The following is a 22,393-nucleotide window of genomic DNA, read 5'->3' on the forward strand; positions in this document are numbered from 1 at the left end:
CGCAGCCGCATCAAGGACACCGACTTCGCCAAGGAAACCGCCGAACTGACCCGCACCCAGATCCTGCAGCAGGCCGGTACGGCCATGCTGGCCCAGGCCAACCAGGTGCCGCAGGGCGTGCTCAGCCTGCTGCGCTGATCCACGGCAAGAAGGCGCCGCTACCGTCGGATCGAACCGACGGTAGCGGCAACCGGGAAGCCACGATGCACGAAGGCGCGGGCCATGCCCGGCCCGGGATCACTCCCGAACCGGCTTGGCATCGCCCGCTCCTGCGGACCTCTCTTTCAGCGCTGTACCTTTGACTGTACGTACCGGGCGGCTTCGTCTCCCCCCGATTGTCAGTAGCCTGATCCCTCCCCTGCATTGGGGGAGGGCTTTTTGCAGACTCCCGGCAGCCCGCGGTGAACCTACCCGCACCCTGCCCCAGCCCTCCTGCAACCCGCGTGCCAGAACCCGCGCCAGGCGATTGGCACGGCACGTGCATCGACGAAGTCCTCAAGACCCAGCGGCGCAGGCCGCTATTTTCGTTGACGACGGGCCACCGCACGACGGCCGGGCCCGGATACCAGGAGAAACGACGTGGCAGACTTTGGATACGGTGGCATTGGCTCGGGACTGGATATTTCCAGCATCGTCAACCAGCTGGTCGCAGCTGACCGCAAGCCCGCCGACAATGCGCTGAACCTGCAGCAGTCCAAGGCCAAGATGCAGTTGTCGTCGATCGGCACCATCACCTCTGCCTTCGACAAGCTGAAGACGGCGCTGACCGCACTGAAGGCCACCACGGCGTTCGACACGCGCACGGTGACCGCCAGCAAGGGCGGCGACAAGGGCACCGACGAGATCCTGACGGCGTCGGTCGCGCTGTATGACGTTGGCACCACCAAGGCTGCGGCCTCCAACGGCACGCACGTGGTCAATGTCACCTCGCTGGCGACAGCGCACAAACTGATCGCCGATACCTCGGTACCCAAGACTGACACGTTTGCTGCCGGAACCTTGACGCTGACCGTTGGCGTGGGCGACAAGGCCAAGACCATGAACGTGGAGGTGGAGGACGGCGACACGCTGACCACCATCCGCAACAAGATCGATGCGGCCGGCCGCAAGGAAGGCGTGCAGGCCACCCTGATCAGCTCCGGCGACAACCAGTACCTGTCGATCGCCCAGGAGAAGACCGGTGCCGCCAACGCGATCAAGCTCGAATACGCCGGCAGCGACGCCAAACTGGGCGGCCTGGTCAACAGCCTCAAGCAGAACACCGCCGCCGCCGACGCCGAGCTGACCATCGATGGTGTGAAGGTCGTCAGCGCCAGCAACACCGTGGCCGATGCGGTTCCGGGCCTGACCCTGAACCTGAAGATGCCGGGCACCAGCACGGTGACCATCAGCACGGACACTGCGGCAGCCACCAAGGTGATGCAGGAGTTCGTCACCGCCTACAACGCTGCACTGGCGGCGATCAACACCGAAACCAAGTACGACGCCAAGACCAAGGAAGCCTCCACGCTGACCGGCGATGCGCAGATGCGCGGCGCCACCAGCCAGCTGCGCTCGGTGATGTCGAGCGTGCTCAAGGACCTGGCCGGTGACAAGCTCGATGCCAAGGCGATCGGCCTGGATACCCGTGGCTATCCCAATGCCGACGGCACGCTGATCCTGGACACCACCAAGTTTGCCGCCGCACTGGCCAGCCAGCCGGAGAAGATGCGCCAGGCGATCACCGGTGATACCGGCGGTGCCGGCAAGCTGTACACGCTGGTCGACGGCTATGTCAGCACCACGGTCGGCAAGGAAGGCGCCTTCGTTGCCCGCACCAAGGGCCTGAACACCACGCTGGACAACATCGACAAGCGCCGCAAGGACCTCGACACGCGCATGAAGAGCGTGGAAGAGCGCTACAAGAAGCAGTTCCTGGCGCTGGACAGCCTGATGGGCAAGCTGCAGCAGAGCAACACCGCGCTGCAGCAGCAGCTGGCCCAGTTGAACCGCTGACGGAACATGCACGGCACTCAAGTTTGCCGCGCAATGCACCGATAACGGACGCAACAGCAATCATCGCCGCGCCGTCGGCACCGGTCCCCGCGATCACCCGACGGCACCCCGCGCAAGGAGAATCACGAATGTACGGTTCCAGCCGTCAATATGCCGAGCAGTACCGCCAGGTGGGGGTGACCAGTGCGGTCGCCGATGCCGATCCACACAAGCTGGTGGCGATGCTGCTGGCCGGCGCGCTGGAGCGCGTGCGCCGCGCCCTGGCCAGCCTTGAACGCGGTGACCAGGCCGGCAAGGGCAAGGCGATCGGCGAAGTCTGCGCGATCGTCGGCCACCTCAACGGCTCGCTGGACCATGAGGCCGGTGGCGAGATCGCCGGAAATCTGTCGGCGCTGTACGACTACGTGCTGCAGCGCCTGACCGAGGCCAACCTGCACAACGACCGTGCCGCGCTGGATGAATCGCTGCAGCTGCTGGGCGAGATCGACAGCGCCTGGAACGCGATCCCGCACGAACAGCGCCGCCCGGCCGCGGTGGCGCCATGAGCCTGCAGGAACTGCATGCGCAGCTGGATGCCTTCGAGAGAGCCTTGGGCGAAGAATCCCTCGACCAGGCAGACAGCCTGCTCGACGGCCACGACAGCACTCTGCACGCCCTGCTCAGCCAGCCGCTGACCGCTGCGGACCACGCGCCGCTGAGCGCCCTGTTCGAGCGCCAGCAGAGTCTGCTCGGCCTGCTGCGCCAGCGCCGTGATGCCGTGGCCGCACTGATGAACGACGGCCAGCGCTCCCTTCGCGCGGCGCATGCCTATCTGCAGGCAGAATCGCTGGCATGACCTCGCTGCCGACCACCTCGCTGCATCACCCGGCCGAAAGCGAGCTGTTCGACGAGACGCTCAGCTGCGAACTGGCCCTGCCGGCCGAGTTCCAGGCGGGCAGCGCGGCCGGCCGCACCAGCAGCGCCGAAGGCCTGCTGCGCAGCCTGGCACTGGTCGAGGACAGCCGCGGCGACGAGCACGACGAACGCAACGAAGCCAGCCTGCAGCTGCAGCGCCTGGAAGCCAAGCTGGACCTGGCGATGGTGCTGCTCGGCCGGCTGGTGCGCCAGCAGGGCCAGGAGCTGACCCTGCGCCCGGTGCGCTGGTCGCGCCGTGGCATCCGCCTTCAGCTGGGCCCGCGCAGTGGCGCAAGCCCCGGCCAGGCCGGCGTGGTGCGCCTGCAGCCCAGCGACTGGCTGCCCGACCACATCGACCTGCCGGTGGAGGTCGTCGCAGAAGCCGCCGACGGTAGCGGCGGGCACTTCCTGTGGCTGCGCTTCCAGCGTTTGGGCGATGGCCTGGAGATGGCGATGGAGCGGCACCTGTTCCGCCTGCACCGCCGCCAGGTGGCCGAGGCACGCCGCGCACGCTGAAACCCGCCCCCTTGGCGCTGTACGGCCGACCCTTGGCGCGCCCGTTCAGCTAAGTTAAGGTGGATGCCCCTACACGGATCTGCTGCGTGCCTGTGCGAGTTCTCATCGTCGACGATCACACCCTTGTCCGCGCCGGCCTGGCGCGGCTGCTGCAGGGGTTTGCCGACGTGCAGCTCGTGGCCGAGGCCAGCAACGCCGAACAGGCACTGCAGCTGTCCCTGCAGCACGCACCGGATGTGGTGCTGATGGACCTCTCGCTGCCGGGCCGCACCGGCCTGGAAGCGCTCAGCGACATCCGCCTGCGTGCCCCCGGTACCCGGGTGGTGATGATGACCATGCACGACGATGCCGCCCACGTGCGCGATGCACTGGATCGTGGCGCGGTCGGGTTCGTGGTGAAGGACGCCGCACCGCAGGAACTGGAACTGGCACTGCGGGCCGCGCACGCCGGCCAGGTGTTCCTGAGCCCGCAGATCTCGGCCAAGATGCTGGCGCCGATGCTGGGCCGCGAGAAACCCACCGGCATCGCCGCACTCTCACCACGGCAGCGCGAGATCCTGCGCCGCATCGGCAAGGGCGAGAGCAACAAGGAAATCGCCGCCGATCTCGGCATCAGCGTCAAGACGGTGGAGACCCACCGCGCGCGGATGATGGAATCGCTGGGCTGCCGCCGCGCCAATGACCTGCTTCTGCTGGCCGCACGCCATCAGCACGAGCTCGAGTAGGCGCCGGTATCGGGGTCAGATCCCTTTCCCGCGGAAAAGGATCTGACCCCGCGACACCCTGCAGCGGCGACGACATCCCGTCACCCCGACATTCCCTGACAGGAATCCGTACCCCGACCGGCGCGCGCCCAGCGGCTTCGCCACCACAAATCAATGACTTGGCGACGCATTTCGTCAATTTCCCGCGTCGGTGTAGGGAATTCCCCTACACCCTGTCGGGAGTTCCACGAAATGCATCAGGAACCCCCCGATTCCGCCCCCGCCGGATCAAAAGCAAGATGCGTTCCACAAGGCGCCGGGGAGCGGTGCCGGGGAACCACGATGAAGGCTGCACTCTCGACCCAGCTGGGCCAGCAACTCCACCTCACCCCGCAACTGCTGCAGTCGATCCGGCTGCTGCAGCTCGATGGCCTGCACCTGGAGCAGGAAATCCAGCGCCTGCTGGACTCCAACCCGCTGCTGGAGATCGAGGAGGCCGAAGCGCCCGCTGCTGAAGCCACCGAAGCGAGTGCCACCACCCTCGACACCGCCGCCTTTGACGAACTGCCCGAGCCGTCGATGTGGGACGTGGCCGGCGCCAGTTGGCAGGACGGCGACGACGATCGCATGGCGCGCATCGCCGCCGGCGAGTCGACCGACCCGCAGCTGCGCGTGCTGCAGCGCCTGGCGCTGGACATGGACGACCGCCAGCTGGCGGTGGCCGCGTTCTGGCTGGACCACTGCGATGAGGCCGGCTACCTGCAGGCGCCGCTGGCCCAGCTGCAGCTGCTGGCCAGCGCCCAGTTCGACATCGCTGCCGACGGCGTGGAAGCCATCCGCCAGCAGCTGCTGCATGGCGAGCCCGCCGGCATGGCCGCGCAGGACCTGCGCGAAGGCCTGCAGGCGCAGCTGCGCAGCCTGCATGGCGTGGTGCCGGCCCGCCACCTGGCCGCACGCATTCTCGATGGCGCGCTCGACGCGCTCGCGGCCCACGACTACCCCGCCCTCGCCCGCCAGCACGACGCCGAGATCGACGACGTGCGCGAGGCGGTGCGCCTGATCCTATCGCTGCAGCCGCGCCCCGGCGACAGCCTGCTGCCCGAACGCAACGCCGTGGTGGTGCCGGACGTGGTCGCCTGGCACGCTGATGGGCAGTGGAAGGTCGCACTGAACCCGGCCACCAGCCGCCGCGTGTCGATCAACAGCCAGTACGAACAGGCCCTGGCCGAGACCAGCGACGCCGCCCCGGCACTGCGCGAAATGCTGCAGGAGGCGCGCTGGTTCAGCCGCGGCCTGTCGATGCGCTACGACACCCTGCTGCGCACCGCGCGGGTGATCGTCGAGCGCCAGGCCGCCTTCCTGGTCCGTGGCGAAGAGGCCATGGCGCCGTTGACCCTGAAGGAAGTGGCCGAGGAGATCGGCATGCACGAGTCCACCGTCTCGCGCATCACCACCGGCAAGTTCCTGCAGACCCCGCGCGGCACCTTCGAACTGAAGCACTTCTTCGCCGTGCGCCTGGAAGGCGCCAGCGTCTCCGGCCAGGCGGTGAAGGCCATGGTCCGCCGCCTGATCGACGCCGAACCGGCCGGCCGGCCGCTGGCCGATGAGGCCATTGCCGGCCTGCTGTCACGCCAGGGGGTGAACATTGCCCGCCGAACCGTCGCAAAATACCGAGAACAACTGGATATCGCCCCGGCCCGCGAACGGCGCCGGCTCAGCGCCAGGCAACCCCAGCTGGCCCGGGTGGGCTGAAAAGGATGTTGGACATGAACAAGCTCACGGTTCTGCTGGTCGATGACCACGAGGGCTTCATCAACGCGGCGATGCGCCATTTCCGCAAGATCGACTGGCTGCAGATCGTCGGCAGTGCCGGCAACGGCCTGGAAGCGATCGAGCGCTCGGAAACGCTGCGCCCGCAGGTGGTGCTGATGGACCTGGCGATGCCGGAAATGGGCGGCCTGCAGGCGACCCGCCTGATCAAGTCGCAGGACGATGCACCGTACATCGTGATCGCCAGCCACTTCGACGACGCCGAGCACCGCGAACATGCGCTGCGCGCCGGCGCCGACAACTTTGTCAGCAAGCTGTCCTACATCCAGGAAGTCATGCCGATCCTGGAAGGCCTCAGGGAGGATCGATCGTGAGCGAATCGCGCATCCTGGTGCTGGACAACGACGCCGTGCGCGCAGAGCGCACCGTTGCCCTGCTGGAATTCATGGACTTCAACCCGCGCTGGGTGTCCGACGCGGCCGACTTCGACCTGGGCCGCCAGCGCCAGAACGACTGGATGGCAGTGATCGTCGGCAGCCTGGATGACAGCGCCGCCAGTACCGCGCTGTACCACTGGCTGGGCGGCAGCAGCCTGCCGCCGCCGGTGCTGCTGGCCGATGGTGATGCTGCAGCGTTTGCCCAGCAGCACGGTCTGCACGAGGCCAACATCTGGCCGCTGGAAACGCCGCTGCGCCACGCGCAGATGGAAGCCCTGCTGCGCCGCGCCAGCCTCAAGCGCCTGGATGCCGAGCACCAGGCCGGCGCCGCGCAGGATCAAGGCCCGACCGGCAACGGCCCGGCGGTCACCGCGCTGCGCACCATGATCGAGCAGGTGGCCGCGTTCGACACCACCGTGCTGGTGCTGGGCGAATCCGGCACCGGCAAGGAAGTGGTATCGCGCGCCATCCACCAGCGCTCGCCGCGCCGTGATGGCCCGTTCGTGGCAATCAACTGTGGCGCCATTCCGGCCGACCTGCTGGAAAGCGAACTGTTCGGCCACGAGAAGGGCGCCTTCACCGGCGCACTGACCGCGCGCAAGGGCCGGTTTGAAATGGCCGAGGGCGGCACCCTGCTGCTCGACGAAATCGGCGACATGAGCCTGCCGATGCAGGTGAAGCTGCTGCGCGTGCTGCAGGAACGCAGTTTCGAGCGCGTTGGCGGCAACCAGACCATCCGCTGCAACGTGCGCGTGGTGGCCGCGACCCACCGCGACCTGGAGACCCGCATCGCCGAGGGCAAGTTCCGCGAGGACCTGTTCTACCGCCTCAACGTGTTCCCGATCGACGTGCCCGCGCTGCGCGAACGGCGCGAAGACCTGCCGGCGCTGGTGGAAACCATCGCCGCGCAGCTGGCCCGCACCGGCCGTGGCGAAGTGCGCTTCACCCCGGAAGCCCTGCAGGCCCTGGCCGGCTACGAGTGGCCGGGCAACGTGCGCGAGCTGACCAACCTGGTCGAGCGCCTGGCGGTGCTGCATCCGGGCGGCTCGGTGCGCGTGCAGGACCTGCCGGCCCGCTATCGTGGCGATGCCGCGCTGGCAGCGGTGGCCGCAGCGGTACCTGCAGCGCCGGTTGCCAGCGAAGAACGCCTGGACCTGCGCAGCTTCTCGTTCCACACGCCCGGCAGCGGCAACCAGCCGGCGCTGGAGCACGGCATCGCCGTCAATCGCGCAGCCGCCCCGGCGGCACTGCCCGACGACGGTCTGGACCTGCGCAACCACATGGCCAACATCGAACTGGGGCTGATCAACGAAGCACTGGAACGCACCCAGGGCGTGGTCGCCCACGCCGCCCAGCTGCTTGGCCTGCGCCGCACCACCCTGGTGGAAAAGCTGCGCAAGTACGGCATCGAGCGCGAGCAGGCCGAACTGGCCGGCTGAAGCGCGCGACCCGCATGAAGGGGGCACGAACGCCTGGGCTTGCCCGGGCGTTGGTGTTTCTGGTGCCCGGGGTCAGATCCCTTTCCTGCGGAAAGGGATCTGACCCCATTGCATTTGCACGTTTTCCTAGAGACAACGGAATCGCAGTGCGGAGCATGGCAGGGACATCCCAAGGAGGTCCCACCATGCATCACCTGATCCTGCTCGCCGTCCTGCTCTGCCCGGCCCTGGCCACCGCGGCCAACTGCACCCTGCCCGCCACGCTCGACCAACGCCAGTTCACCAACCTCAGCGACCCGTTGTACGCGCCGGACAACCCCAACGCCGGACGCATGGTGCAGCTCAGCTTTGCTGGCAGCCAGTACGTGCTGGACATCCTCGGCACCGACCTCCGCATCGGCGGCAGCTACCGCTACCAGCGCCTGGCCCCGCATATCGCGGAAATCCAGATGACCGAGGCCCACCCGGCCGGCCTCGCCCACTACACCCTGCTGCTGACGTGCCAGAGCGACCGCCAGGGCCGTTTCATCTACACCCAGCATGACGGCCCCATCGCACCGCGCCAGCGCCAGCGCCAGAATTCCGGCCGATGGACCCTGCAGCCATAGGCCAGAAAACCGACGCCGGTTAAATGGCGCCGCCAATGGGGTCAGAGCCCGTTGCGTTGCAACGGGATCCGACCCCGTGCCGACCAACGGTCGGCACCCACCATCAGTAGGAAGTTCCAACAGATCGCGGCCACCTGCCGCCGGACCCAGCCCGCCACCCCACGCATAGCCCGATTTTGACGTTGATGTTGACGTGGCGTCGGCGGGTGCAGGGCGCAGCCCTGCCACCCCACACCCACCCCACACCCTCACTTCACTGAATCGAAAACCGGTTTCGGCACGGCACTTGCACTGGCTCCAGCAGACAACCCCATCCCTGTTTCTGGAACCGTTGCAGATGTCCCACTCCGTCACTTCGATCCTTTCGCAGATCCGCTCCTATCAGACCCAGATGGGACAGCCGGCGCTCAACCCGCTGGGCGAAACGCCGCGCAGCAATGCCCTGCCGGGCACGGTGCTGGATGCGCCGCAGGTGCAGCCGGCCAGCTTCACCGAAACCCTGCGTGGTGCGATTGCCGGCGTCAACGATGCGCAACAGAAATCCGGCGCCCTCGCCAAGGCCTTCGAGATGGGCGACCCCAGCGCCGACCTGGCCAAGGTGATGGTCGCCTCGCAGCAGTCCCAGATCGCCTTCCGCGCCACCGTGGAAGTCCGCAACCGTCTCGTCCAGGCCTACCAGGACGTGATGAACATGCCGCTGTAAGGAACGTTGACGCATGGCACTGACGCTCTCCAAGGACAGCCTGAACGCCGAGAAGGCCGGGCAATGGTTCGACCGCCTGCAGAGTCTGCAGATCACCCGTCGGCTGGGCCTGATGGCGATGATCGCGGTGGCGGTGGCGGCAGGCCTGTCCGTGTTCTTCTGGTCACAGAAGCCGGGCATGGTCCCGCTGTACACCGGCCTGGACCAGAAGGCGACCGCTGAAGCGACCGACCTGCTGCGCGCCGCGCAGATTCCGTTCGCGCTCGACCCGGCCACCGGTGGCATCACCGTGCCGGAAAAGAACCTGCATGATGCCCGCCTGAAGCTCGCCGGCTCCGGCCTGACCGACAGCGGCAAGCTGGGCTTCGAGCTGATGGAACGCGACCCGGGCTTTGGTGTCAGCCAGTTCGTGGAAAGCGCGCGCTACCAGCACGCGCTGGAAACCGAGCTGTCGCGCACCATCAACACGCTGCGCCCGGTGCGCGATTCGCGCGTGCACCTGGCCATTCCCAAGCCCAGCGCGTTCACCCGCCAGCGTGACGTGGCCAGCGCCTCGGTCACCCTGGAACTGCGTGGCGGCCAGCAGCTGGAACGCAGCCAGGTCGATGCCATCGTACACATGGTCGCCGCCAGCATTCCGGACCTCGCGCCGGAACGGGTGACCGTGGTCGACCAGAGCGGGCGCATGCTCAGCATTACCGACCCGAACAGCGAGGCGGCGGTCAACGCGGCCCAGTTCGAGCAGGTGCGCCGCCAGGAAACTTCGTTCAACCAGCGCATCCGCGAACTGCTGGAACCGATGACTGGCCCCGGCCGCGTCAACCCGGAAGTGAGCGTGGACATGGATTTCTCGGTGACCGAGGAAGCCCGCGAGCTCTACAACGGCGAGCCGCAGAAGCTGCGCAGCGAGCAGATGAGCGAGAACACCACCAGCACGCCGGGCCCGCAGGGCGTGCCGGGTGCGACCAGCAACAGCCCGCCGGGCCAGCAGGCCGCACCGGCCACCGCGCAGGCCCCGACCGAAAGCAGCAAGAACGCGACCCGCAACTACGAGCTGGACCGCACCCTGCAGCACACCCGCCAGCCGGCCGGCCGCATCAAGCGCGTCTCGGTGGCGGTGCTGGTGGACAACGTGCCGCGCGCCGGCGCCAACGGCAAGATGAGCCCGCAGCCGCTGTCGGCTGCCGAACTGACCCGCGTCGAAGCGCTGGTCAAGCAGGCCGTCGGCTTCAACGCCGAGCGTGGCGACACCGTGTCGGTGATGAATGCCCCGTTCGTGCGTGACACCACGCCGGTCGAAGGCCCGTCGTGGTGGGAGCTGCCGTGGGTGCACGATGCCGGCCGCATGCTGCTTGGCGCGGTGGTGGTGCTGGCGCTGCTGTTCGGCGTGCTGCGTCCGGCGCTGCGCGCGATCACCGGCCAGAGCAGGAAGAACGACGAACAGGCACTCGAGCCGCATACCGCGGACGTGCAGCTGGTCGATGACGATGGCATGCCGCTGCCGGCGCTGGGCGCTGACCGGGCCAGCCTGGGCGGGCCGGAAGCACTGGCCCTGCCGGTGGATTCATATGAGGAACGATTGCGGATGGCGCGTGAAGCCGTGAAGACCGACTCCAAGCGCGTGGCCCAGGTGGTCAAGGGTTGGGTGGCAAATGACTGAGGCCGCACTGACTGGCGTGCAGCGCGCCGCCGTACTGCTGCTTTCGCTGGGTGAACTGGACGCGGCCGAAGTGCTGCGCCACATGGAACCCAAGGAGGTGCAGAAAATCGGCATCGCCATGGCCACCATGACCGACATCACCCGCGAGCAGGTGGAGCGGGTGATGGACCAGTTCGGCCAGGAGCTGGGCTCGAAGACCTCACTCGGCGTTGGCTCGGACGACTACATCCGCAACATGCTGGTGCAGGCGCTGGGCAGCGAGAAGGCCGGCAACCTGATCGACCGCATCCTGCTGGGCCGCAACACCACCGGCCTGGACGCGCTGAAGTGGATGGACCCGCGTGCGGTGGCCGACCTGGTGCGCAACGAGCACCCGCAGATCATCGCCATCGTGATGGCGCACCTGGAAACCGACCAGGCCGCCGACGCGCTGAAGCTGCTGCCGGACCGTACCCGCGTGGACGTGCTGCTGCGCATCGCTACCCTCGACGGCATTCCGCCGAACGCGCTCAATGAACTCAACGAGATCATGGAGCGCCAGTTCGCCGGCAACCAGAACCTGAAGTCGTCGAACATCGGTGGCGTGCAGTGCGCGGCCAACATCCTGAACTTCATGGACAGCGGCCAGGACCAGGCGATCCTGGGCGAAATCGCCCGCATCGATGCGCCGTTGAGCAACCGCATCCAGGACCTGATGTTCGTGTTCGACGATCTGGTCGACCTGGACGACCGCGAGATGCAGCTGGTGCTGCGCGAGGTGAGCGGCGAGCGCCTGGGCCTGGCCCTGCGCGGTGCCGACATCAAGGTGCGCGACAAGATCACCCGCAACATGTCGCAGCGCGCGGCCGAGATCCTGCTGGAAGACATGGAAGCCCGCGGGCCGGTGCGCCTGTCCGACGTGGAAGGCGCGCAGCGCGAGATCCTGGCCATCGTCAAGCGCATGGCCGATGAAGGCACCGTCACCATCGGCGGCAGCGCGGAGGCCATGCTGTGAGCAACGTCGTGCGCTGGCTTGCCCCGGACCTGCTGGCCCAGCCCGAACCGGCGCTGGAGCAGGAGGACGCGTTCGAACTCACCGAGCCGGACCCGGAACACGAACCGGAGCCGCCGCTGCAGCTGCCGACCCTGGAGGAAATCCAGGCGATCCAGGACAGCGCGGAGAAGGAAGGATTCGATCAGGGCCATGCCGAAGGGTACGGCCAGGGCCAGGCGGAGGTGCGTCGCCTCGCCGCGCAGATCGAAGGCATCCTCGACAACTTCAGCCGGCCGCTGGTGCGGCTGGAGAACGAAGTGGTCGGCGCCCTTGGTGAACTGGCGGTGCGCATCGCCGGCGCGCTGGTCGGCCGCGCCTACGAGGCCGAGCCGGCACTGCTGGCGCAGCTGGTCGGCGAAGCGATTGACGCCGTGGGCGGCAGCACCCGCGAGGTGGAAGTGCGGCTGCACCCGGATGACATCGCCGCGCTTGCCCCGCTGCTGAACCTGTCGCCGGCGCAGCGCCTGGTACCGGATACCAGCCTCAGCCGTGGCGACCTGCGCGTGCACGCCGAAGCCGTACGCATCGACGGCACCCTGGAGGCCCGCCTGCGCGGTGCGCTGGATGCGGTGATCCGCCAGACCGGGGCGACGGCATGAGCGCCGCACCGCAAACGACGCCGCCGCCGGCCGACTGGGCCGTGGCCCGCAACCTGCGCCTGGCCCGCCGCCTGGACGGCCTGCGCGTGGATACCGCGCATGGCCGTGGGCTGATCCGCGAGGGCGTGCTGCGCCGCGCGGTCGGGCTCACCCTGGAAGCGGTCGGCTGCGAGGCGCCGCTGGGCGCCAGCTGCAAGGTGGAAGTGGTCGATGGTGGCTGGGTCGATGCCGAAGTGGTCGGCTTTGCCGGTGAGCGCACCTACCTGATGCCCAGCGCCGAACTGCACGGCCTGCTGCCCAACGCCCGCGTGGTACCGTCGGCGCGGCGTGGCGGCGTGGAAGTGGGTGAAGGCCTGCTCGGCCGCGTCATCGACAGCGACGGCGTGCCGCTGGATGGCAAGGGCCCGATCCGCGCAGAAGGGCATGTCGGCATGGCCGGCGTGTCGATCAATCCGTTGGCGCGTGAACCGATCACCCAGCCGCTGGACGTGGGCGTGCGCGCGATCAACGCGCTGTTGCCGATCGGCCGCGGCCAGCGTGTCGGCCTGTTCGCCGGTTCCGGCGTCGGCAAGTCGACGCTGCTGGGCATGATGACCCGCTACACCGCTGCCGACGTGATCGTGGTCGGCCTGATTGGTGAACGAGGCCGCGAAGTACGCGATTTCGTCGAGACCACGCTGGGCGAGGAAGGCCTGCGCCGCGCCGTGGTGGTGGCCAGCCCCGCCGACCGGCCACCCTTGGCGCGCCTGCACGGTGCCTACCGTGCCACCGCCATCGCCGAGTGGTTCCGCGACCAGGGCCTGAACGTGCTGCTGCTGATGGACTCGCTGACCCGCTTCGCCCAGGCGCAGCGCGAGATCGGCTTGTCGGTCGGTGAACCACCGACCACCCGCGGTTACCCGCCCTCGGTGTTCGCCAAGCTGCCGGCGCTGGTCGAACGCGCTGGCAACGGCGCAAAGGGCCGCGGCTCGATCACCGCGTTCTACACCGTACTGACCGAAGGCGATGATCCGCAGGATCCGATCGCCGACGCCGCACGCGCGATCCTCGACGGCCACATCCTGCTCTCGCGCCGGGTGGCCGACAGCGGCCTGTACCCGGCCATCGACGTCGAATCGTCGGTCAGCCGTGTGGTCACGGAAATCGCCGACGAGCCGTGGCGCCTGCGCATCCGCAAGTTGAAGCGACTGGTCTCGGCCTACTCGGCCAACCGTGACCTGATCGCGATCGGTGCCTACCAGCGTGGTAACGACGCGGCCACCGACGAAGCCCTGGAACGCTGGCCGGAAATCATGGAGTTCCTCGGCCAGGACGTTGCCAAGGCCGCAGATCTCCCGCACAGCCAGGCGGCGCTGCAGCGCCTGGTGGAACAAGAGAGTTAAGCCATGAACCAGTCCAAGCGCATCGATCCCCTGCTCAAGCGGGCCCAGGAACACGAGGACGCGGTCGCCCGCGACCTGGCCGAACGCCAGCGCGTGCTCGACACCCATCTGTCGCGCCTGGACGAACTGCGCCGCTATGCCGAGGAGTACGCCAACGCCCAAATGGCAGCGACCAGCCCGGCACAGCTGCTGAACCGCCGCGCCTTCCTTGATCGCCTGGACAGTGCGGTCGAGCAGCAGCAGGCCACGGTCAACGGCAACCGCGAAAAAGTGGAGGCCGAGCGCGCGCGGCTGATCCTGGCCAGCCGTGACAAGGCGGTGCTGGAGCAGCTGGCCGCCAGCTACCGCGCGCAGGAAAAGGTGGTGACCGACCGCCGCGACCAGCGCGAGATGGACGACATTGGCGCGCGGCGCGCGCGCCTGGTGCAGGCCGAAGACCAGGACGGCGCCGAGCAGGGAGGCCGCCCGTGATGCCCGCCCCGCTCGCCAGCAGCGCCAACCCGGCCACGCCCGCCACCAGCAACAGTGCCGCACGCGCCGCGCGCAGCGAAGGCGCAAAGGACTTCAGCCAGCTGCTGCAGGGCGGTGCGCCCTCCGCGCCCGCGCCTGCCGGCAGCGCTACCGCACCGACGCCGTCCCCGCCCAGCCAGCCATCGACCGCCGACAGCAATGGCCAGGCACCGGGCGAACGCAGCGCGGACGCGGAAGCGGCAACTGCCGAAACGCCGCCGCTACCGCCCGTTGCCCTGCCCCCGGCTGGACCCGGCACCGACAAGGACAAGCCCGCCGCGACCGAGGACGCCCCGTGGCCACCGATCGGCCTGGCCGGCCTGGTGCTGGCGATGCCGACGCCTGCCGATCCGGCCGTCGCTCTGGCGGGCAGCGCTGCACCGTCACTGGCCAGCGGTACGGCGCTACCCACCACTGCCCCCGCCGCGACCCCGACACTGCCTGCAGCCGCGCCGGCAGCGGCAACCGCAGCCCCCGTGGCGGCCGACGGCAAACCGGCGGCGACCAGCGCGGAGGATGCCACCGCGCTGCCATTGCCGGAGATGAGCCTGCCCGGCAAGCGCAGCGAGCGCGGCGAAGGCAGTGACGTGGCCGCCGTTGGCGACCGCGCAGGTACACCGTTGCTGCACGCACCGGCAGCGGCCGCCGTGCAGGACCTGAAGGCGGCGCTCGCCACCGGCAACGCGATCTTCAATGGCGAACCCACGCCCAAGCCCGTTCTGGGTGACGATGGCTTCGACCAGGCCATCGGCGCACGCCTGGGCTGGCTGGCCGACCAGAAGATCGGCCATGCCCACATCCGCCTGAGCCCGGACGACATGGGGCCGGTCGACGTGCGCCTGCAGTTGAACGGCGACAAGGTGCATGCCAGCTTCAGCAGCCCGCACGTGGACGTGCGCCAGGCACTGGAAAGCAGCCTGCCGCGCCTGCGCGAGCTGCTGGGCGAACAGGGCTTCCAGCTGGCTCACGCCGATGTCGGCCACCACGCGTCTGGTGGTGACGGCAATGCGTCGGGACAACCCGGTGGCGGCGGCATGACCGGCGACGGAGAACCGACGCCGGGCGATGCCAGCGTGTCGTCCGCGCAGTTGATCCGCCAGCGCGGCTTGCTGGACGCCTACGCCTGACAGGTGTGCCAACCAAGGTTGGCACCCACCAGAGCGGGCGGTTGGCACCTACCGGAGCGGGGCAATTGGCACCCACCAGGGCAGGCGGTCGGCACCTCCCCGTATTGCGTTGGTGGGTGCTGAGCTTGCTCCGCACGGCCCTACCTGCACCCCGACGGAATTCCGTCGCACCCTGCGGGCCCAGCCTTCGGCACACCCCTTGCATATCCCGGTGAAGCAACCCTCAGGAGCTTCACCCCGTGGCCGCAGCCGCTGACAAAACCAAGAAGACCGCCGAGAAGGACAAGGCCGCCAAGCCGCGTAGTCCGATCCTGATCACCGCACTGGTGGCCGTACTGGCCGCCGCTGCCGCTGGTGGCGGCGTGTGGTTCTTCACCCAGTCCAAGCACGAAGAGAAGACCGCGCAGGCGCCGAAGAAGAGCGCGACGCCGGCCCCGGCACAGTACTTCGCGCTGGACCCGGCGTTCGTGGTCAACCTCAATGGCCCGGTCGACGGCCCGCGCTACCTGCAGCTGGAGGTCCAGCTGATGACCCGCGACCCGGCCGCGCTGGAAGCGATCAAGACCCATGCCCCGGCCATCCGCGCGCGCCTGCTGATGCTGTTCTCGCAGGTCAGCCCGGACCAGATCGCCGATGTCGCCGGCAAGCAGAAGCTGCAGGCCAGTTCGCTGGCCGAGGTGCAGAAGGTGCTCAAGGCCGAGACCGGCAGCAACGGCGCCGACGATCTGCTGTTCACCAGCTTCGTGACCCAGTAAGGGCCCCCCGATGAATGATCTGCTGTCCCAGGACGAGATCGATGCCCTGCTCCACGGCGTGGACAGCGGCGCGGTCGAGACCGATGCGGAACCCCCGTCAGGCGAAGCGCGCTCGTACGACTTCGCCAGCCAGGACCGCATCATCCGTGGTCGCATGCCGACCCTGGAAATGGTCCACGAGCGCTTCGCGCGCCTGTGGCGGATCGGCCTGTTCAATCTGATCCGGCGCTCGGCCGAGCTGTCGGTGCGCGGCATCGAACTGATCAAGTTCAACGACTACATGCACTCGCTGTATGTGCCGACCAACCTGAACCTGATCCGCTTCAAGCCGCTGCGCGGTACCGGCCTGATCGTGTTCGAGCCGACCCTGGTGTTCGCCATCGTCGACAACTTCTTCGGCGGCGACGGGCGCTACCCGACCCGCATCGAGGGCCGCGAATTCACGGCCACCGAAATGCGGGTGATCCACCTGCTGCTGAAGCAGACCTTCGCCGACCTGCGCGAAGCGTGGGCACCGGTGATGGACGTCGACTTCGAGTACATCAACTCGGAGATCAACCCGCATTTCGCCAACATCGTGACCCCGCGCGAGTACGTGGTGGTGTGCCGCCTGCACGTCGAGCTCGACGGCGGCGGCGGTGACATCCACGTCACCCTGCCCTACTCGATGCTGGAACCGATCCGCGAACTGCTCGACGCCGGCATCCAGAGCGACCGCAACGACCGCGACGAGAGCTGGGGCAAGACCCTGCGCGAGCAGCTCAACATCGCCGAAGTCACCCTGTCCAGCGTACTGGCCAGCAAGCGCATGACCCTGCGCGACCTGACCCAGCTGAAGGTCGGCGACATCCTGCCGATCGAGCTGAGCCCGCAGGTGCCGCTGTGCGTGGAGAACATTCCGGTGTTCACCGGCGAGTTCGGCATCGCCAACGGCATGAACGCCGTGAAGATCACCGCTACCCATCCGCCGGGCACCCGCCCGCGCGTACCCGTCATCCAGGAAGACCCGCAATGAACGATATCGACGCCCTCGAACCGACCCCGGCCCAGTTCAGCAGCCTGCAGGCCGACGAGGCCAACGGTCCGGACCTGAACCTGGACGTGATCCTCGATGTGCCGGTGACCCTGTCGCTGGAAGTCGGTCGTGCCCGCCTGCCGATCCGCAACCTGCTGCAGCTCAACCAGGGTTCAGTGGTGGAACTGGAGCGCGGTGCCGGCGAATCGCTGGACGTGTTCGTCAACGGCACCCTGATCGCCCACGGCGAAGTGGTGGTGATCAATGACCGCTTCGGCGTGCGCCTGACCGACGTGGTCAGCCCGAGCGAGCGGATCCGGAGACTGCGTTGAGCCTGCTGGCCTCCACCCTGCTGGCGGTCGGCAAGACCGCAGCGCCGATCGGCCCGCAGGTCGGCCAGCACGCGGCCGCCGCACCCAGCCTGTTCGGTGCGGTGCTGGCGCTGCTGGCGGTGCTGGCGCTGGTGATCGGCCTGGGCTGGCTGCTCAAGCGCATGCCCGGCAGCGGCTTCCGCCCGGCCGAAGGCATGAAGCTGGTGGCCAGCCTCAGCGTCGGCGCCAAGGAGCGCGTGGTGGTGGTGGAGGTCAACGGCCAGCAATTGCTGCTGGGCGTCACTGCCGGCGGCATCAACACCCTGCATACCCTGCCCGAACCGTTGCCGCCACCGGCGCCGGTGCGCGTGCCGGATTTCAAGAACCTGCCGAATTTCGCCCAGCTGCTGCAGCAGCGGCTGCGCAAGGACCCCTGACATGCGTGTCACCCGTACCCGTGTTGCCACCCTGATGCCGTGGCTGCTGTTGCTTGCCCTGTGCCTGTTGCCGGTGCTGGCGTTCGCCGCGCCCGGCGCCCCGGCCACCCCGCTGCCGGACGTCAACGTCGGCAAGATCGGCGGCCAGCCGGTCAGCCTGCCGCTGCAGACCCTGCTGCTGATGACCGCGATCACCCTGATCCCGTCGATGCTGCTGGTGCTGACCTCGTTCACCCGCATCATCATCGTGCTGGGCCTGCTGCGCCAGGCACTGGGTACCGGCCAGACGCCGTCCAACCAGGTACTGCTGGGCCTGGCCCTGTTCCTCACCGCGATGGTGATGATGCCGACCTGGGACAAGGCGTGGAGCACGGGCATGGCGCCCTATCTCAACGGCGACATTGACTTCCAGACCGCCTGGACATTGACCACGCAGCCGCTGCGCGGGTTCATGCTGGCGCAGATCCGCGAGACCGACCTGATGACCTTCGCCGGCATCGCCGGGCACGGCACCTACGCCAGCCCCGATGCGATCCCGTTCCCGGTGCTGGTCGCCTCGTTCGTCACCAGCGAACTGAAGACCGCTTTCGAGATCGGCTTCCTGATCTTCATTCCGTTCGTGATCATCGATCTGGTCGTCGCCAGCGTGCTGATGTCCATGGGCATGATGATGCTGTCGCCGATGCTGGTGTCGGCGCCGTTCAAGATCCTGCTGTTCGTGCTGGTGGATGGCTGGGTGCTGACCGTGGGCACGCTGGCGGCCAGCTTCAATCCCGCGTGACGCGATCCGGCGCGATTGAAAGACAGTCGAGCATGGCTCGACTCTATATAAGAAGGTGGAACCCGAATGTCTCCCGAACTTGCCTTGACCGAACTGCGTGGCGGCCTGATCACCGTGCTGTGGGTGGCCGGCCCGTTGCTGCTCACCGTGCTGGTGGTGGGCGTGGTGGTGGGCGTGGTGCAGGCCGCGACCCAGCTCAATGAACCGACCATCGCCTTCGTCGCCAAGGCGGCAGCGCTGACCGCGGTGCTGTTCGCGCTGGGCAGCCTGCTGATCGGCCACCTGGTTGAATTCACCACGCTGCTGTTCCAGCGCATCCCACACCTGATCGGCTAGGGCACGCGCTTCGATGGACGCCGCGACACAGATGGCGGCCGACGGCCTGCAGGCCTTCGGCATGATCGGCACGGTGCTGTGGACCATGCTGCGCATCGGCGCAGTGGCGATGGCCATGCCCATGGTCGGCACGCGTGCGGTGCCGTCGCGGGTGCGCGTGGTACTGGCCGGCACCCTGGCCATTGCACTGGCGCCGTTGCTGCCACCGGTACCGGACTGGACCGGCTTCGACGCGGCTACGGTGCTGACCATCGCGCGCGAACTGGCCATCGGCGTTTCCATCGGTTTCATGCTGCGGCTGGTATTCGAAGCCGGTGCGATGGCCGGCGAACTGATCGCGCAGGGCACCGGCCTGGCCTTCGCGCAGATGAGCGACCCGCTGCGCGGTGGCACTTCAGGTGTGATCGGCCAGTGGTTCTACCTGCTGTTCGGCCTGCTGTTCTTCACCGCCAACGGCCACCTGGCGTTGATCTCTTTGCTGGTCGACAGCTACCGCGCACTGCCGATCGGTGCTCCACTGCCCGATCCGCACGCCTTCTTCAGCATCGCCCCGACCTTCCTGCTGACCGTGCTGCGCGGCGCGCTGAGCCTGGCCATTCCGCTCACCGTGGCGATGCTGGCGGTGAACCTGGCCTTCGGCGTGCTGGCGCGTGCCGCCCCTGCGCTGAATCCGATCCAGCTGGGCCTGCCGGTCTCGCTGCTGCTGGGCCTGTTCCTGCTGGCCCTGCTGGCCGGGGAAATGGGGCCGCCGGTACAGCGCCTGTTCGACGCCGCCTTCCAGGCTGCGGACGCGGTCACACACTGACCCCATCATCACGTTCTACTGCTTGCCATGCATTTGTTTCTGTAGAGCCGAGCCCATGCTCGGCTGCCGTTCCTGCCGAAGGCAGCCGAGCATGGGCTCGGCTCTACAGAGGCGCAATTTCACGTATTGCCGCTTGAAGTCCCCCCCGGTCTGCGCGTTAGAGTGAATGCGCGGCAACCGGGGGGATGCCGCACATGGCCGGCGTCGTGCGTCGGCCTGCCTCATGCATGCCCCACCGTGGTTTCCGTCGACAGGCAGGTCCGGGAGACTGACGAATGCTGGTAGGCACGTACAACCCGTGGCTGGTGGCGATCTCGCTGCTGGTCGCCGTGATGGCTTCATACACCGCGCTGGCGATGGCCGGGCGCACGGTGACCGCCCCGGGCAGGGGCGCGGCCTGGTGGTGGCGGCTGGGCGGCGGCTTCGCCATGGGCCTGGGCATCTGGTCGATGCATTTCATCGGCATGCTGGCTTTCGACCTGCCCATTCCATTGGGCTACGACCTTCCCATCACCCTGCTCTCGCTTGCGCTTGCCATCGCCTCATCGGTGTTCGCGCTGTGGCTGGTCTCGCTGCGCACCCTGCCCCACCCGCGATTGGCGGTCGGCGCCCTGCTGATGGGCACCGGCATCGCCGGCATGCATTACGTTGGCATGGCTGCAATGCGCATGCAGCCGGGCATCGACTACGACCCGGGTTGGCTGCTGTTCTCGCTGATGGTGGCGGTGGCTGCCTCCTGGACCGCGCTGTACGTGGCGTTCCGGCTGCGCGCCCAGCGCACCCGCATCGGTGATCGACTGGCGGCGGCGGGCCTGCTCGGCCTGGCCATCGTCGGCATGCATTACACCGGCATGGCCGCTGCGCGCTTCCCGGAAGGCAGCGTCTGCGGCGCGGCGGTCGGCGATGGCCTGCAGAACGAGTGGCTGGCGATGCTGGTGGTAGTGCTGACCGTGGCGATCCTGGCCGTGGTGCTGGTGGTCTCATGGCTGGACCAGCGCGTGGAAGCGCAACTGCTGCGGCTGCGCAATTCGATGCTGAGCACCTCGTTGACCGACGCGCAGCAGGAACTGACCCAGGCCGCGCTGCACGATCCTCTCACCCGCCTGCCCAACCGCCTGCTGCTGCAGCGGCGCATCGTGCAGGCACTGGCCGAGGCCGAACAGGGCGGCAACCGCTTCGCGGTGATGTTCATGGACCTGGACGGCTTCAAGCAGGTCAATGATGCCTACGGCCATCAGGCCGGTGATGCGCTGCTGGTGGCGGTGGCCGAACGCACCCGCCAGCTGATGCGCCCGCACGATATGCTGGCACGGCTGGGCGGCGACGAGTTCGTGCTGGTGGTGCGCATCGAGCACGACGAGGACCTGCCGACCCTGGCCCGGCGCATCCTGCAGGCGGTGGGCAGCGGCCCGTTGCTGCCGGACAACGAACTGCAGGTGACCGCCAGCATCGGCGTGGCGATCTGCCCGGACCACGCCGCCAGCGAGCGCCAGCTGATGGCCTTCGCCGATGCGGCGATGTACCAGGCCAAGGAGTCCGGACGCAACGCCTTCGTGCTGTTCGCCGACTGGATGAACGACAGCGCCGAGCAGCAGTTCCGGCTGCTGGCCGACCTGCGCCGCGCCATCGGCAGCGAGCAGCTGTTCCTGCACTATCAGCCGAAGATCCGCGTGGCCACGCAGAAGGTGGCCGGCGCCGAAGCGCTGATCCGCTGGCGCCATCCGGAACACGGCCTGATTCCCCCCGACCGCTTCATCCGCCTGGCCGAGCGCAGCGGTGCGATCAACGAGATCGGGCGCTGGGCGCTGGACCAGGCCTGCCAGCAGCTGCGGCGCTGGCACGACGCCGGGCATGAAAGCTGGTCGATGTCGGTGAACCTGTCGCCGGTGCAGTTCAGTTCGCCGCACCTGCTGCAGGATGTGCGCGAGGTGATCGAGCGCCATGGCATTGCCCCGCGCCACCTGGTGCTGGAGATCACCGAAAGCACTGTCATGCGCGATACCGATGCCAGTCTTCGCCTGCTGCAGGCGCTGTCGGCGCTGGGCGTGGGCATCTCCATCGATGATTTCGGAACCGGCTATTCCAGCCTGCTGTACCTGAAGCGGCTGCCGGCCACCGAGATCAAGATCGACCATGCGTTCGTGCGCGACCTGGAACACAGTGCCGAAGACGTGGTGATCGTCTCGGCGATCGTGGCGCTGGGCCATGCGCTGGACATGGACATCGTCGCCGAGGGCGTGGAGACCGCCGCGCAGCGCGCCTACCTGGAACGCCTGGGCTGCGACTTCCTGCAGGGATACCTGCTGGGCCGCCCGGTCGATGCGGCGCGCTTCATGCAGCTGCACGACCTGCCCCGGCCGCGGGTGGAACTGGCACAGAGCCCGCCGCCGCAATACCCGCCCGGCTGACACCGGGCCACGCGCGCCCGCCATCACGGAACGATTCCTGCGGCACTCTCCTGTAGAGCCGAGCTCATGCCCGGCTGTGCTTCGCGCCTGGCCCCAACCGTAGCCGAGCGTGGGCTCGGCTCTACAGAACGGGCCGTCGGTAGATCCACGCCAGGCGTGGAACGGTTC

25 protein-coding genes are annotated in these 22,393 nt (G+C 68.1%); all 25 read left to right on the forward strand.

Going from position 1 to position 22,393, the window contains the following annotated elements:
• A partial coding sequence (locus AC5P8R_RS19910) for a flagellin (RefSeq protein WP_279923195.1) occupies nt 1-138 on the forward strand: 138 nt, incomplete at its 5' end.
• Nucleotides 139-579: 441 nt separating this feature from the next.
• Nucleotides 580-1,995, forward strand: coding sequence for a flagellar filament capping protein FliD (gene fliD / locus AC5P8R_RS19915; RefSeq protein ID WP_014647054.1), 1,416 nt, complete (start codon nt 580-582; stop codon nt 1,993-1,995).
• A 128-nt stretch (nt 1,996-2,123) separates the two neighbouring features.
• Nucleotides 2,124-2,540, forward strand: a complete 417-nt coding sequence (gene fliS, locus AC5P8R_RS19920) for a flagellar export chaperone FliS (protein WP_005416447.1) — start codon at nt 2,124-2,126, stop codon at nt 2,538-2,540.
• Nucleotides 2,537-2,830: a hypothetical protein gene (locus AC5P8R_RS19925; protein ID WP_032959403.1), complete on the forward strand. Its 294-nt coding sequence runs from the start codon at nt 2,537-2,539 to the stop codon at nt 2,828-2,830. Before fliS ends, AC5P8R_RS19925 begins: the two co-directional genes overlap by 4 nt.
• On the forward strand, nt 2,827-3,405 hold the full coding sequence (locus AC5P8R_RS19930) for a PilZ domain-containing protein (protein ID WP_014647052.1): 579 nt from the start codon (nt 2,827-2,829) through the stop codon (nt 3,403-3,405). The genes AC5P8R_RS19925 and AC5P8R_RS19930 overlap by 4 nt, the downstream gene beginning before the upstream one ends.
• A 92-nt stretch (nt 3,406-3,497) precedes the next feature.
• Nucleotides 3,498-4,130 (forward strand): response regulator, encoded by a 633-nt coding sequence (locus tag AC5P8R_RS19935; protein WP_032959406.1) that lies wholly within the window; start codon nt 3,498-3,500, stop codon nt 4,128-4,130.
• A 321-nt stretch (nt 4,131-4,451) separates the two neighbouring features.
• Nucleotides 4,452-5,861: an RNA polymerase factor sigma-54 gene (gene rpoN / locus AC5P8R_RS19940; RefSeq protein ID WP_495223762.1), complete on the forward strand. Its 1,410-nt coding sequence runs from the start codon at nt 4,452-4,454 to the stop codon at nt 5,859-5,861.
• Nucleotides 5,862-5,875: 14 nt separating this feature from the next.
• Nucleotides 5,876-6,253 carry a response regulator gene (locus AC5P8R_RS19945; RefSeq protein ID WP_010485922.1) on the forward strand — a complete coding sequence of 126 codons (378 nt, stop codon included), beginning with the start codon at nt 5,876-5,878 and terminating at the stop codon, nt 6,251-6,253.
• Complete coding sequence (locus tag AC5P8R_RS19950; RefSeq protein ID WP_046430458.1) at nt 6,250-7,755, forward strand: sigma-54 dependent transcriptional regulator; 1,506 nt, start codon at nt 6,250-6,252, stop codon at nt 7,753-7,755. Before AC5P8R_RS19945 ends, AC5P8R_RS19950 begins: the two co-directional genes overlap by 4 nt.
• 185 nt (nt 7,756-7,940) lie before the next feature.
• Nucleotides 7,941-8,363 carry a hypothetical protein gene (locus AC5P8R_RS19955; protein ID WP_495223763.1) on the forward strand — a complete coding sequence of 141 codons (423 nt, stop codon included), beginning with the start codon at nt 7,941-7,943 and terminating at the stop codon, nt 8,361-8,363.
• Nucleotides 8,364-8,700: 337 nt separating this feature from the next.
• Nucleotides 8,701-9,066, forward strand: coding sequence for a flagellar hook-basal body complex protein FliE (gene fliE / locus AC5P8R_RS19960; protein WP_014037113.1), 366 nt, complete (start codon nt 8,701-8,703; stop codon nt 9,064-9,066).
• A 13-nt stretch (nt 9,067-9,079) separates the two neighbouring features.
• Nucleotides 9,080-10,726: a flagellar basal-body MS-ring/collar protein FliF gene (gene fliF, locus AC5P8R_RS19965; RefSeq protein WP_014647047.1), complete on the forward strand. Its 1,647-nt coding sequence runs from the start codon at nt 9,080-9,082 to the stop codon at nt 10,724-10,726.
• 7 nt (nt 10,727-10,733) lie between these two features.
• Nucleotides 10,734-11,720 (forward strand): flagellar motor switch protein FliG, encoded by a 987-nt coding sequence (fliG, locus tag AC5P8R_RS19970; RefSeq protein WP_024958226.1) that lies wholly within the window; start codon nt 10,734-10,736, stop codon nt 11,718-11,720.
• The gene (locus tag AC5P8R_RS19975; protein ID WP_014647045.1) at nt 11,717-12,358 is read left to right on the forward strand and encodes a FliH/SctL family protein; all 642 of its coding nucleotides are present in this window, start codon (nt 11,717-11,719) and stop codon (nt 12,356-12,358) included. The genes fliG and AC5P8R_RS19975 overlap by 4 nt, the downstream gene beginning before the upstream one ends.
• Entirely contained in the window at nt 12,355-13,740 is a 1,386-nt protein-coding gene (locus AC5P8R_RS19980) for a FliI/YscN family ATPase (protein WP_014647044.1), read from the forward strand. Before AC5P8R_RS19975 ends, AC5P8R_RS19980 begins: the two co-directional genes overlap by 4 nt.
• Before the next feature lie 3 nt (nt 13,741-13,743).
• The gene (gene fliJ, locus AC5P8R_RS19985; protein ID WP_014647043.1) at nt 13,744-14,211 is read left to right on the forward strand and encodes a flagellar export protein FliJ; all 468 of its coding nucleotides are present in this window, start codon (nt 13,744-13,746) and stop codon (nt 14,209-14,211) included.
• Nucleotides 14,211-15,377 (forward strand): flagellar hook-length control protein FliK, encoded by a 1,167-nt coding sequence (locus tag AC5P8R_RS19990; RefSeq protein ID WP_046430455.1) that lies wholly within the window; start codon nt 14,211-14,213, stop codon nt 15,375-15,377. Before fliJ ends, AC5P8R_RS19990 begins: the two co-directional genes overlap by 1 nt.
• A 239-nt stretch (nt 15,378-15,616) precedes the next feature.
• Nucleotides 15,617-16,132, forward strand: a complete 516-nt coding sequence (locus AC5P8R_RS19995) for a flagellar basal body-associated FliL family protein (RefSeq protein WP_049441913.1) — start codon at nt 15,617-15,619, stop codon at nt 16,130-16,132.
• 10 nt (nt 16,133-16,142) lie between these two features.
• A complete protein-coding gene (gene fliM, locus AC5P8R_RS20000) occupies nt 16,143-17,147 on the forward strand; it encodes a flagellar motor switch protein FliM (RefSeq protein WP_014647040.1) in 1,005 nt (334 codons plus the stop codon).
• A complete protein-coding gene (fliN, locus tag AC5P8R_RS20005; RefSeq protein WP_005409543.1) occupies nt 17,144-17,479 on the forward strand; it encodes a flagellar motor switch protein FliN in 336 nt (111 codons plus the stop codon). Before fliM ends, fliN begins: the two co-directional genes overlap by 4 nt.
• On the forward strand, nt 17,476-17,895 hold the full coding sequence (gene fliO / locus AC5P8R_RS20010; protein WP_014037105.1) for a flagellar biosynthetic protein FliO: 420 nt from the start codon (nt 17,476-17,478) through the stop codon (nt 17,893-17,895). Before fliN ends, fliO begins: the two co-directional genes overlap by 4 nt.
• Before the next feature lies 1 nt (nt 17,896).
• A complete protein-coding gene (gene fliP, locus AC5P8R_RS20015; RefSeq protein WP_014647039.1) occupies nt 17,897-18,676 on the forward strand; it encodes a flagellar type III secretion system pore protein FliP in 780 nt (259 codons plus the stop codon).
• A gap of 66 nt (nt 18,677-18,742) precedes the next feature.
• Entirely contained in the window at nt 18,743-19,012 is a 270-nt protein-coding gene (locus AC5P8R_RS20020) for a flagellar biosynthetic protein FliQ (protein ID WP_005413254.1), read from the forward strand.
• 13 nt (nt 19,013-19,025) lie between these two features.
• Nucleotides 19,026-19,817 carry a flagellar biosynthetic protein FliR gene (gene fliR, locus AC5P8R_RS20025; RefSeq protein WP_046430450.1) on the forward strand — a complete coding sequence of 264 codons (792 nt, stop codon included), beginning with the start codon at nt 19,026-19,028 and terminating at the stop codon, nt 19,815-19,817.
• 275 nt (nt 19,818-20,092) lie between these two features.
• Nucleotides 20,093-22,225: a putative bifunctional diguanylate cyclase/phosphodiesterase gene (locus tag AC5P8R_RS20030; protein ID WP_495223764.1), complete on the forward strand. Its 2,133-nt coding sequence runs from the start codon at nt 20,093-20,095 to the stop codon at nt 22,223-22,225.
• The last annotated feature ends 168 nt before the right edge of the window (nt 22,226-22,393 follow it).

This window comes from Stenotrophomonas sp. YJH_SMC_73, assembly GCF_059370155.1.